The organism is Paenibacillus sp. NPDC058898 (genome assembly GCF_049316025.1).
In the GTDB taxonomy this organism is placed as follows: Bacteria; Bacillota; Bacilli; order Paenibacillales; family Paenibacillaceae; genus Paenibacillus_AQ.
The window spans coordinates 706,798-719,198 of record NZ_JBMOSM010000002.1; the positions used below are offsets into that span (position 1 = coordinate 706,798).

Below are 12,401 nucleotides of genomic sequence, written 5' to 3' on the forward strand. Positions count from 1 at the left end.
AAAACATTACCTCCTGTCCCCTCCAATGGCTATGCCTTAAAATGATGTCTACTCATGCAAATTTATGATGTCCTGTCAGCACTTTCATCAATTCGCTCAGCTGTGCTTGCGAGGAGATAGGGTCATATCCGAAGAATAATTCCGGTTGATTCAGAACATAGACTCGATTGTGCCGTACCGCATCCAAATGCCGCCAATCCGGTGATCTGAACAATGCTTTGACTCGCTCCAGACCGTGGGGATGGTTAGGTAATGACGTTATGAATATATGATCGGCCGCGTAAGAAGCGACCTTGCCGATTGCCGCTTCCACATATCCGCGGCGATGGAGCCCTTCATCCACCAGCCCGACAGGCGGACGAAATCCAATATCGTCGTATAGAATCTGGCTCCCTCTGCCAAAACTGCCGCTGAAGCAATAAGCTGTATCCGCGCAAAATTCCCAAACGACGGCGCTTCCCCGCTTACCAAGCACTCCATTGAGTACCTCATTCGAGTGATCGACCCGTTCGTTGTAACGCGACAGCCATTCCTCCGCTTCCGCATCTTTATCTATAACGGAAGCGATGAAGCGGAATTGCTCGCGCCAGCTCATCGTCTTGAACGGCAGATCCAGGACAGGCGCCAAAGCGAGCAGCGCCTTGTTCTCAATTGCCGAATCGTAGCTGATAATCAGATCCGGATTGGATGAAGCTATCGTCTCATAATAATGATCGAATGCAAGAGCATACGGGTCGAAACAATGGTCTGCACTCAGATGATTGCTGTATGGAGTCTGCTGAAGCCAAGGGGTATACACCCCCATCTCAGGCGTAACCCCAAGCGCCAACAAGGATGCCGTATGGTTTAGGTTCAATGCGGCGATTCGCTTTGGTTTACGTTTATAAGCCGTAGGAGACATGCCTACAGCTTCCTTGAATTTACGGCTGAGGTACAAGCCCTCCTTATACCCTACTTCCTGCGCCAGCGTATTTAAATCTTGCGACCCGGTCAACAGTCGTTCTTGCGTTTTACGTATTCGAAACAGGGTCAAGTATTCATTAAAGGTACGTCCGGTATGCTTGCGAAACTTGCGCGAGAAATGCTCCGGACTAACACCCGCCCTAGCAGCCATCTGCTCTCTTGTCAGATCTTTAGAGTAGTTCTCTTCCATATACTGCTGGGCTTGTTCCACCCAAGATTGTTGCTGTGAAGATGATCTGGATATCGTCTCCGCATGGATCTCTTGCAGCAGTTTAATGAACAGATGCTGCAGCTGAAAAGGCTCCCCGTGATCCGCAACTCCCCAGATGCTCTCAAGTTCTCCGGCCATCCGTAAAATCTCGGACGGAATATCATGAATCGGAACATTACATTCAAGTCCGTAAGATGTGCTGTCATCTACACATAAGCATCGATATTCCATGTAAAGCCCCCGTAAAGGCATTAATCTCATGGATTCCAGCTTGAGTTCCGTTAGGCTGCCGGAACCAAATACGCTTCCTCTGAAAACCGGATAGGATCGCTCATCCACATGCAGTAGGCCCTCTCCCTCCTGGATGATCATGATGCAATAGCCTTGCTCTTGATGATTTCCGCTGGCGCTCGGAATCTCTTCATCCAATCCCATTAAACGAATCGGCACGTGAAAAAAATGAGTGGGAAGTTTATTCGTTGAGGGTAGTGACACGGAACGACCTCCTTGATTATGATAATCATTATCAATTAATGTGATGTTATTATACCAGATGCTTGCTCCATCTGTTACGTTAAATCCATTTTATACGCTTCCTCCTTCCAAGCAATCATGGCGAAGCCCTATCTAAAACATTCGACTTGTGTGACGGGTTTCGCCGACCATGCCTGCCCTAAACCTGCATAAGCTCTCCACTTGCTTAAATGTGCTACGCTTAAATTAAGAATCACTCATTCCACAGAAAGGAAGTGTGCACGATATGATACTGAACCATCTTAATCTCACTGTCACTGATGTAACTGCGGCAAAGGAATTTTTGCAAACCTATTTCGGACTCAAAATCGGAGGCGAGCGCGGCCAATCGTTTGCAGCGATGTTTGACGATCAAGGGATGGTGCTGACCTTAATGCGGGGGACCGAGGTTAACTACCCCAAGACGTTTCATATTGGCTTTATTCAGGAAAGCGAAGCGAAGGTAAATGAACTCTATCAGCGTCTAAAGGATGATGGGTTCGATGTCGAGCCGCCACAAAGAGCCCACGGATGGACATTTTACATTAAAGCCCCGGGCGGGTTTACTGTTGAAGTTCTGGCCTAATCATCATCGTTACATGGGACAACGCCATTCCTCATCCGCTACACGCAAAAGCCCACGCATCACGCGTGGGCTCTTATGTTATGTCAGGCTTAATATAGCTCCCATGTCTCCGTGCATAATGCGGGGAAAGAATCCGCAACCCGCTCGCAGTCCTCATAGCCCAAGCTGCCGGAATGCGCAAACAAAATCGGATATTCTCCGTTTACCGGCTCTTCCCTCATATCGAACATATAATGGTTTCCGCTTCCATCCATCGCAAACGACACCGCCTTCGGCATATACTCCGGCAGCTCGTAAGCCAGGTTCATCTCCCTCAGGTCATCCGTGCTAAAGAACTGAAAAAGACGTTCTCCCTGTTGAAATTCCCCTCCGTTGGAATACTTCAATAAGTCCAAATAGCTTGCGGGGAAATTCCTCTGGGGCAGCTTCCAGCCTGCAGGATCGAGCGGCGTATATTGATCGTAAAAGGGAGACGTTTTGTGAAAAGGATTCACTTGTCTTCCCTTGATTTCATCCATTTCTTGGGCAGACAGCTCCGTATTCCACTCCTTAACAAAACGAGCCATTTGTTCACCGGTCGCGCCGGAACGTTTGTCATACGGGTGCTCAAAATTGATATTCCACATCTTGGCCTTCCTCCATCCTGGTACTTCCTGTCTTGGATCTTCTCCAATCATTATAATGGAAATATCGGAAAGAGGGAGCAGTCATTACAGATGGGATCCTCCACTGGCATCGATGCATTGACCGGTGATCCAGCGGCTGTCCGGTGAAGCCAGAAATGCTGCAATATCTGCGATATCCCCAGGCTCACCCCATCTTCCGAAGATTGAATAGCCGGCTCCGAATTGGAACGAGGCCGGGTCCTGAAGCATGGCGGCATTCATGTCAGTAGCAACGAATCCAGGCTGTATCGCATTGATCGTGATTCCGCGGGAACCTAGCTGGCTCGACAGGGAGAGGGTCAGCGAATTGATGCCCCCCTTCGTCATCGTATACGCAGGAATATTGGGCAAGGAGATTCGGGTTACCGCAGAAGATAAATTGATAATGCGGCCATCGTCTCGAAGGCGTGGGAGAGCCTGCTGAATCATGAAGAATGGCGACTTCACGTTCATTCGTATCACTTCATCAAAGCTTTCCTCCGTGGTCTCCTCGATGGTTTCCACTAAGCCGATCCCTGCGTTGTTAACCAGAATATCAAAATATGTTTCACCGGTTCGTGCTTTCAACGTCTCATCCAGCGACCCGTACAGGGCACTTATTCCATCCATGGAAGTAAGATCCGCCCCTACCAAGAAAGCTTTGCCTCCGGCCTCGGTTATCTCGCTCACGACCTCTTCCGCGGCCTCATGGTTCTTGCCATAGTGAACGGCTACCAACGCTCCTTCCTTCGCCAATCGTATCGCGATGGCACGTCCAATGCCTCGGCTGGAGCCTGTAACCAAAGCAACTTTTCCCGTCAATGTATTCATGTTCTCATCATCTCCTCTTCTTCTTTCACTTTTAGTTTTATCACAGGCCCCATTTCGAAATATTGCGCTCCTATTCTCGTCGTCCTCTCGATTACCCTATAAAAAACGCCCCACTTGTGAAAGGGCTAGAACGTAGGCATTTGCGTCGTCTCCTGCGCTCAGTGAATTAAAAATCATTTACATTCCATGTAATGATTATTATAATGAGAATATCAAAAGAGCTGCGCAACCTGTGTTTGCATAAAGCGATTAAAGGATGATTTTTTCCTTTAGTCGCTTTTTTTGTGAGCTTGTTGAAAGTCATGGAGGTATATCGTATGAAAAAAAGAGCGTTTGATATGATCATGCTGCTCATCGGGGCATTTATTTTTGCGCTGGCCGTCAATTTATTCGTCATTCCCAACGATTTTGGCGAAGGCGGCGTTACCGGGATCTCGATCATTCTGTTTTATGTGCTGAAATGGTCCCCGGCGCTGGTCGGCATTGTGATTAACGGGATTTTGCTGATTATCGGCTACAAGCTTCTGGATAAAAAAACGACGGTCTATACCATTATCGTTGTTGCCTTTCACTCTCTGTTCCTTCATTTGACGGAGAACTGGAGCATCGCTTCGGATGAGCCGGTGATCAATGCCATATTTGCCGGACTGTTTGCCGGCGTCGGGATTGGACTCATCGTCCGGGTGGGTGGCACAACGGCGGGTACGGTGATATTGGCCCGCCTGGCTAATAAATATTGGGATTGGAATATCAGTTATGCCCTGCTGTTCTTTGACCTGATCGTGGCCGGACTGTCTGTCTTTGTAATCGGGATCGAGAAGGTGATGTTCACCGTGGTCATCCTCTATATCGGCACCAAGGCGATGGAGTTCATTATTGAAGGCTTGAATCCCAAAAAGGCCGTTACCATCATCTCAACTCATCATGACCGCATCGCAATTCGGGTTACGGAGATTATGGATCGCGGGGTGACCGTGCTCCGGGGTTATGGATATTACACCGGTCAGACCAAAGATGTGCTCTACATCGTCATCAGTAAACAGGAAGTCTCCATGCTCAAAAAAATCGTCCGGGCCGAAGACAAAAACGCTTTTGTCACGATCCATGACGTACGCGACGTGTTTGGCGAAGGATTTATTGATATTTCAAAATAAGAGCGGACTTATCCTTTTATACGAAAAAAGATCGAAACAGCCGTTTGGGCAGGTTTCGATCTTTTTTATCTTTTTTTCATCATACTCAGCTTCATCTTCGGTTTATTAGGGAGACATATATCTTCCATACGCCAGCCCGAGATCTGTAATAGCATCATCCGACACGGATAGAAGCGAAACATTCTCTCCTTCCGAGCCCATCCATTGGACGCCCAACACAAAGCCAAGCTCCGTTTTTGCCGCAAAGAGAAATGAGAACATCTCCGGCCGCACCTCACCTTGATCATCCACTCTCCATGTAGAGCTCGGATCAAACTTCGCCGGATAATCATAATATAACCAGCCGCTCTCACGTTTCAGCGCCAGGCTTGCCAGCATATCATCACCCTGTCTGACGAATTGCACCAGATAGAGGGACTCCCCATCAGGAAGTTGAACAATGGGCCATGCCTTGTCTACTTCTCTCCCCTTGCTGTTCTTGATGTCCTGCAGCTCCTGTTCATTGATCTCCTCCGGATTTGCTGGTTGAATAGTCATTAAGGCATCCGTAGGAAGATGGCGCGTAGGGATGATAAAATAGGTGGCATTCGGTTCTGCTGCCCCTTCGCTCACCTCATACAATTGTCCAGCCTGATGGCTGAAATTCGGTGCGGTTTGCCTGCCGTTATCTTCCTCCGTCGCTGGCTGCGAGCCGGCATATTGAACCGGAAGCACCACGCCTCCCTGTCCCACGGCAATCAGCGAGGCTTGCTCATCCTGAATAGCCGCATCCGGGTCTGCCAACAGCCTATGCCCCGTCTCGTCGGCAAAAGCGAAGGTCCCTTCCTGTAAAGCAGCCACATCCTGGACCACCAAGGGCTGCTCATCCTTTATATTAGGCGCCGGCTTCACGTCCGAAACGGGTGGGGCGGGGGCCTGCTCCATCTCCGGATCCGCACATGCCGTCAAGGTACTTATTGCCAAAATAAACATCGCTGCCGATAACCTTTTCATGCCCTCAGCTCCTGTAATAAGATTCCAAGTCTTCCATAACCTCAGACGCTAAACATTCCGAAAAAGTTGAAGCCAATGTTCCTTTTATTTGTATTTTCCCATGACAAATTCGGATTATTTTTTGCATTTTAGCTACACGAAACACGGAGTTATGGCTTATTAACTTACACCAAATGACAACTTTATAGAAATATTTAATGAGTTCGCAAAAAACATTTTATTGGTAATACGGGGCAAGATTCTATACAATTCTTTTTAACTTAAAAATGCTGAGTGCAAACTTTTAATGTTTTAGTACAAATTGTCCGAGACAGGCTACCTTTCCCGCAAAACAGACGATTTATCACGCAATTCTACTTTAACGATTTGAAGGAGTGCATCGCAAAAGTGACTACGAATATTTCCGTTTCTTCACCCCTTACTGCCGCGAAAGACTATGTGGAATCCATCTATAACCAAGTGGTGGCTCGAGATCCGCATGAGCAAGAGTTTCATCAAGCCGTCCGTGAATTTGTAGATTCCCTCGTCCCTGTTTTAGCCCAGCATCCGAAATATCGGGAACACGGTATTCTGGAACGCCTTGTGGAGCCTGAACGAATGATCACCTTCCGTATTCCATGGGTGGATGATCAAGGCAAAACCCAAGTAAACCGCGGGTTCCGTGTCCAATTTAACAGCGCGCTGGGTCCGTACAAAGGCGGCATCCGGTTCCATCCTTCGGTGTATGCCGGTATCGTCAAATTCCTTGGTTTTGAACAAATCTTCAAAAATGCGCTCACAGGCCAGCCCATCGGCGGCGGCAAGGGCGGTTCGGATTTCGATCCGAAAGGCAAGTCCGATCAGGAAGTCATGCGTTTTACCCAGAGCTTCATGACCGAGCTTTACCGTCATATCGGACCTGATTCCGATGTGCCTGCTGGCGATATCGGTGTCGGCGCTCGCGAGATCGGTTATATGTTCGGCCAATACAAGCGGATCCGCGGCGGACATGAGGCCGGCGTTCTGACAGGCAAAGGCGTCATCTATGGCGGAAGCCTGGCACGTACGGAAGCAACCGGCTACGGTTGCGTCTACTTCGTACAGGAGATGCTGGCTTCGCAAGGCCTTAGCTTCAAAGACAGCCGCGTCGTGGTGTCCGGCTCGGGCAACGTCTCCATCTACGCGATTGAAAAAGCACAGCAGCTCGGTGCACACGTCATCGCCTGCAGTGATTCCAACGGGTACCTGTACGATCCGGACGGAATTAACCTCGAAACCGTGAAGCTGCTGAAGGAACGGGATCGCCTGCGGATCAGCGAATACGTCAAGATTCACCCGCATGCCGAATATACCGAAGGCTGCACGGGCATCTGGACCATTCCATGCGATATCGCACTTCCTTGCGCCACGCAGAATGAGCTGGATGAAGAAGCAGCGAAAACACTCATCATGAATGGTGTAAAAGCTATCGGTGAGGGAGCCAATATGCCTTCCACGCTGGAAGCGATTGAGCAGTTCATCAACAGCGGCGTGCTGTTCGGACCGGCTAAAGCCGCCAATGCAGGCGGGGTTGCCGTATCCGCGCTGGAAATGAGCCAAAACAGCATGAGAATGTCATGGACCTTTGAAGAAGTGGATGCGAAGCTGCATCAGATCATGAAAAATATCTACAGCAGTGCCGTAGATGCTGCAGAGGAGTATGGCGTAGCCGGCAATCTAGTGGCTGGTGCCAACATCGCAGGGTTTATCAAAGTGGCTGATGCTATGATCGCACAAGGTATCGTATAAATAAGAAACAAAAAGAAGCCCTACCGCATATGCGGTAGGGCTTCTTACAGCTTATAGAAGCTCGCTACGGAGCTCTTCAGCCGATTTTGGAGATAAGTATCCCAGCGGGATATCAAACACCGTCTTGGCGCCTTTCTGTCCCTCTCTGCTCAAACGATGGGCAGCTCTTGCATAAGACACCAGCACACTGGCCGTAAATTCCGGGTTGCTGTCAAGCTTCAGGCCAAATTCAACAATTTGTTTATTTCCGCTTCCGGTTACGCCGCTGCGAATGACAAATCCGCCATGAGGCATGCCTGCATGCTCAGCCTCAAGCTCTTCTTGCGTAATGAAAGTTACGGTTGTATCGTAATCGGCAAAATAGTTAGGCATCGACACAATCGTTTGACGGATCTGCTCTTGGTCCGCACCTTCTTCCGCTACGATGAAGCAATCTCTCCGGTGCTTCTCGCGCGTGGCGAGTTCCGGTGTTTCACCAGCACGGATTTGGTTGATAACCTCTTCTACTGGAACCGTATATTGAACGCCTGCCTTCACCCCGGGAACACGACGGATGGCATCCGAGTGGCCCTGGCTCACGCCTTTGCCCCAGAAGGTATAATCTTTTCCTTCCGGCAAAATCGCTTCGGCAAGCAGACGATTCATGGAGAACAAGCCCGGATCCCAGCCCGTCGAAATGACGCTGACACGGCCTCCGCCCATCGCTGCTTTGTTGACTTCCTCGAAAAACTCAGGGATTTTCGCGTGTGTGTCAAAGCTGTCTACCGTATTGAACATGCTGGCAAGCTGTGGCGTTTGCTCAGGCAAATCCGTAGCCGAACCGCCGCACAGAATCATAACGTCAATCTTGCCGATGTATTGCTCTGCCGCTGATATATGCTCGAAGCGAGCACCGGAATTGGCCGGCATTTGCTGCGGGTCTCTGCGCGTGAAGATGGCTACCAGCTCCAGATCCGGATTTTGCCCGATGGCTTTCTGTACGCCTTTGCCCAAGTTACCATAACCTACGATCCCTACTTTAATAGATGCTTTCAATGTAATCCTCCCTTTGTCAGAACCATTTCCCTGTAGCATGATGTTTATGTACCGCTTTAAAGTATAAGTATATAGACATCACTCAAATTGTAAACTATTTTATATGGACAGGAAATTGTTTCTATCTGTGTTATTCTTATTTTTCACCGTACTATCCGATAACTTGTACAACATTTCCTTCTTGATCCTTGATTTCCGTCTTCAGGACCTCAATCCGGATTCCTTGCAAGCCAGAAAGCTCGAAGGTGCTGACCTGCGGCAGCAATCGGCTTGAGAATTCACCCGCGGTTCGATCGTCCAAAACCAGGGTAACATCTCCGTCCTCCGCAGTCCAGCGGCTCTCTTCTCCCGGCTCAAATACGACCCGAACATCCGAACCTACAAGGCTCAGTTTCTTATCCTTCAGAATTCGGCCCTGAAGCAGCTTCCCGATAATTTCGGCCTGCTTGGCACCTATTTGTAATGTAGCCGGAGTTTTACTTAACCAGCCCTTCTTCCCCGGTTCAAAAGCCAGCTGGCTCACGTAGAGAAATCCGGTGTTGGAGCCCTCTTGTTTTGTCCCTCGGTCAACGGCTTCCGAAATCGACGGTACATTCAGGAACGAATCCCGATCCAGATCCGTTATATATTGCGGCATATAATCTGCACAAGCCTGTAATACGCCAAGCGTATTCCATGTCTGCATCGCCTCGAGTTCTTCACGTGTGATGCCAACCATCTGCAGGAATTCTACCCGACCATTCGGCGTATCCATCCCCGGCAGCTCGGGATCCAGGGTGAAGGCGAGTGCTGTCAATTGCGTATCGGCACCCAGACAGATCGGCCCATTGGCATCCAAATAATCTCCCGAGCGAAAAACATTCCCGCTGTTAAACACATATCTCCCCATGTTCTGAAGCAGATTTAGCGCCCACGCCGGTGGCTCTTCCTCTTCCTCCCCCTTAGCCAGCCTGAACGTCAATTCGAATCCGTAACCGCTCTCCTCCTGATTGTCCGATTCCTTGTCATACAGCTCGCTAAAGCCATAAGTAACCATATGCCAATGCGGACTTGGGGCATTTGACGTATAAGCGCTGATTCCATTCAGCGGATCGGGTCCTCCAAGGGCATAGGGAATTAGAGCCCCGTAATGTTTCGGCTCCTGCTCCCCATACAGTTTCAGCAGCTGCTCATCAATCGCGTCCCAGCCTGCGGCGTTTTCTTCATGTGTCATATCCTGTTCCCCCCGTTATCGTTTACCTCCATTATATAGGACGTATAGGGGAATGAAGAAGTTTCCAGAGAAGTGTATAATAGAACCATATCAACGAAGGAGCCTACATGTTCATGAAAAAAATAACGGCATTATCCGTAACCTTAACACTTTCAGCTTCAATTATGGTCTCTTCACTAACTTCGCTGCCGGTTTCCGTCGATGCGGCCTCAGCCAAGGAATGGATACAAATCTCCGAAAGGACGTCCTATTACGGTGAAGCAGCCAACGGCCAGCCCAATGGACGCGGTACGATCAAATGGGGAAATGTCAAACAATATTCCGGCGAATTCATTAACGGGAAGCGCACCGGAAACGGTAAATACATTAACGAATACCAAGAAGACGGTGAAACACATAAGGTGGTATACACCGGCCGCTGGAGCAACGACAAAATGGATGGCGAAGGCATCCTGACGCATAAGGTGAAATTGCCTGACGGGTCCGTCCGATGGAATCAGATCCAGAAAGGGACATTCCAGGCAGGTGCCTTCCAAAGCGGATACGATGTCACTCATGCCATCGCGGATCCCGACTACAACTTTATCTACAAGAAAGGCCAGGAATCGCTCGAAATCATGGGCTTCAATCAAAACATGAAGAAAGCCTGGGCCGCCGGAACGATGTTCAGCGTTCATTATAAAAACGGCACCATCAACAAAGAATCTTCGATTTTCCCTGCTAACTCGGCGGCTGAACAGCGTCAAAATGACGCCGCGATCCAATATTTCAAGAACATTCAAAACAAAGTGGCTCCTCACCTGGAGCAATTTGAAGCATTGTCCAAGCAGGTTCCATTAAAATAACCTGACCCAATACAATCGTCAAAGAACCCGGTAACTTGCCTATAGCAAGACCGGGTTCTTCTATTACCGAAGGAGCCTATCCATCACAATATCTCTAAGATGCAGGACCCTCGAGTACAAACTGTAACGTATAATGATCCAGCTTCTTCACCTCTACTTGATACCCCAATAAATCTGCCGTTTGCAGGAGGGGCATCATCGTCTTGCCCTCCGAGATATAAGGAGCATGCCGAAGCGTAATTTCGGCTGCGGCCGCTTCTTTCTTGCGATCCTCTTGGCTGCTCCACCCCCAAGCTTTCGTTGAATCTACCGTCAGTTCGGCGACAGAACCTTTACCCGATAAAGTTATTTTTCCTGCGTTATATGCCGCCGATAACCCGAGCGCTTTAACCGCTTCCTTCACGGGTACCATCAATTCCGTCTCATCCGGCATCTTCCGACTTGTAAAATGGACGGGTTCTCCGTTTTCGGTAATCCGTACCTCCACGCTTCGGGCTTCCTTCCCGACTATCAGCACTGTATCAACCTGTTTGGTTAACCGCTCCATGAAGGTCGCGGCATTCTCGGGGGTCATCTTATAGCGGGCATCCTGCAGGCTCACCGCTTGAGTAATCCGGGAGTTTATGTCCTGGGAATGATGAGAAAGATCCTTGAACTGCGAGAAGTCATACGTCCAGTCCACTTCGGCCTGGAAATCATATACTTGCGTGTTGCCGTAACGGTTCAGTTGCTGGAACATCCACGTCTTCATCTCCAGTTGATTGCTGTAACGGGCCGGGTTCGTGTCCTGCCACAGCTTCTGCCGCAGGATGCTGTATGGTGGGTAATAGACAATAAATTCAACGTCGGGATATGCCTCTACCAACGACAACACATATGTATTGAAATGATGCTGAACCTGCTCGATCGGCTCTTCATTCACGCTGAAATAGTATTCCGTATTTCGGGCCCGATCATAGGCATTCATCACTTGATCATTTCCGTATGACACCTCGTTGTGCCAGTTGTACAGATATTCGATATTTTGGGGAGTGCCTCCCATGAGTGTTTTGACGATCCCTCTCGCAAAGTTTTCATAGGCTGAATAATTGAACCAGTACTTATAGTCATTCCACCAGATATCGTCATACAGATATTCCGGAAAATAGTCGTCCGCGCCTTCATCCGGATTCTTCAGTGCAAAATAGTCCAGTCCCCACAAAACGGTCTTTACCTTCCCAGTCTGAAGCGCCAGAGACCCAATCTTGTACTGCTCATCGGCTGTCGATCCGCGCATGGATAACTTTAGCGCTTGGCCTCCCATCGCCTTTCCCACTTCGGACGGCAGGAAATTCTCTGTCATGGATGTACCGAGGATGATGGTATCATAGGGGTAATTGCGGGCTAGTCCCGGGTTCTGGTAGCGCTGCTCGCTGGTAAAGATCGGTGCGTACCAGGTCGCTTTGCGGTAGAACTGAAAGGGATCCAATACAAATGTCATGCAGCCGACCAGCAGTGCAACAATGAGAGAAGCGAGCGCAAACTGAATCAGCATCCTTCTCCCTGCCCTCCGATGAATACGAACGGATTGAGGAGCAGCGGCTGCGCTCGACTTGGGAGACGCCGACTTGGTGGCCGTTGATGTCGTTGGCATGTTGAACACCGCC

Annotated in this window: 11 protein-coding genes; 4 read left to right on the top strand and 7 right to left on the bottom strand. The window is 49.3% G+C overall.

Going from position 1 to position 12,401, the window contains the following annotated elements; all coding sequences use genetic code 11:
- Positions 1–52: 52 nt before the first annotated feature.
- Positions 53–1,669 carry a helix-turn-helix domain-containing protein gene (locus ACOZB4_RS07510; protein WP_379407970.1) on the bottom strand — a complete coding sequence of 539 codons (1,617 nt, stop codon included), beginning with the start codon at positions 1,667–1,669 and terminating at the stop codon, positions 53–55.
- A gap of 265 nt (positions 1,670–1,934) precedes the next feature.
- Here ACOZB4_RS07510 and ACOZB4_RS07515 point away from each other — a divergent pair, with 265 nt between their 5' ends.
- Entirely contained in the window at positions 1,935–2,273 is a 339-nt protein-coding gene (locus tag ACOZB4_RS07515; RefSeq protein ID WP_339267334.1) for a VOC family protein, read from the top strand.
- Between the two features lie 89 nt (positions 2,274–2,362).
- On the opposite strand, the gene ACOZB4_RS07520 is transcribed toward ACOZB4_RS07515, so the two are convergent.
- Together ACOZB4_RS07520 and ACOZB4_RS07525 are read right to left on the bottom strand one after the other, a co-directional pair.
- Positions 2,363–2,899, bottom strand: a complete 537-nt coding sequence (locus ACOZB4_RS07520; RefSeq protein ID WP_379407963.1) for an SMI1/KNR4 family protein — start codon at positions 2,897–2,899, stop codon at positions 2,363–2,365.
- Between the two features lie 84 nt (positions 2,900–2,983).
- Positions 2,984–3,748, bottom strand: a complete 765-nt coding sequence (locus ACOZB4_RS07525) for an SDR family oxidoreductase (RefSeq protein WP_379407958.1) — start codon at positions 3,746–3,748, stop codon at positions 2,984–2,986.
- A gap of 317 nt (positions 3,749–4,065) precedes the next feature.
- Between ACOZB4_RS07525 and ACOZB4_RS07530 the strand changes: the two genes are divergently transcribed.
- A complete protein-coding gene (locus tag ACOZB4_RS07530) occupies positions 4,066–4,902 on the top strand; it encodes a YitT family protein (protein WP_076324391.1) in 837 nt (278 codons plus the stop codon).
- 105 nt (positions 4,903–5,007) lie between these two features.
- Here ACOZB4_RS07530 and ACOZB4_RS07535 read toward each other — a convergent pair whose 3' ends face one another.
- A complete protein-coding gene (locus tag ACOZB4_RS07535) occupies positions 5,008–5,895 on the bottom strand; it encodes a hypothetical protein (protein ID WP_379407951.1) in 888 nt (295 codons plus the stop codon).
- Positions 5,896–6,282: 387 nt separating this feature from the next.
- Between ACOZB4_RS07535 and gdhA the strand changes: the two genes are divergently transcribed.
- A complete protein-coding gene (gene gdhA, locus ACOZB4_RS07540; protein ID WP_098748466.1) occupies positions 6,283–7,662 on the top strand; it encodes an NADP-specific glutamate dehydrogenase in 1,380 nt (459 codons plus the stop codon).
- A 51-nt stretch (positions 7,663–7,713) separates the two neighbouring features.
- Here the strand turns inward: gdhA and ACOZB4_RS07545 are convergent, their stop codons facing one another.
- Both ACOZB4_RS07545 and ACOZB4_RS07550 read right to left on the bottom strand, forming a co-directional pair.
- Entirely contained in the window at positions 7,714–8,697 is a 984-nt protein-coding gene (locus ACOZB4_RS07545) for a diaminopimelate dehydrogenase (protein ID WP_379407946.1), read from the bottom strand.
- Between the two features lie 151 nt (positions 8,698–8,848).
- Entirely contained in the window at positions 8,849–9,910 is a 1,062-nt protein-coding gene (locus tag ACOZB4_RS07550) for a suppressor of fused domain protein (RefSeq protein WP_379407943.1), read from the bottom strand.
- A 113-nt stretch (positions 9,911–10,023) separates the two neighbouring features.
- Here ACOZB4_RS07550 and ACOZB4_RS07555 point away from each other — a divergent pair, with 113 nt between their 5' ends.
- Complete coding sequence (locus ACOZB4_RS07555) at positions 10,024–10,755, top strand: hypothetical protein (protein WP_379407937.1); 732 nt, start codon at positions 10,024–10,026, stop codon at positions 10,753–10,755.
- A gap of 94 nt (positions 10,756–10,849) precedes the next feature.
- On the opposite strand, the gene ACOZB4_RS07560 is transcribed toward ACOZB4_RS07555, so the two are convergent.
- Positions 10,850–12,388 (bottom strand): stalk domain-containing protein, encoded by a 1,539-nt coding sequence (locus ACOZB4_RS07560; RefSeq protein ID WP_379407931.1) that lies wholly within the window; start codon positions 12,386–12,388, stop codon positions 10,850–10,852.
- Between the last annotated feature and the right edge of the window lie 13 nt (positions 12,389–12,401).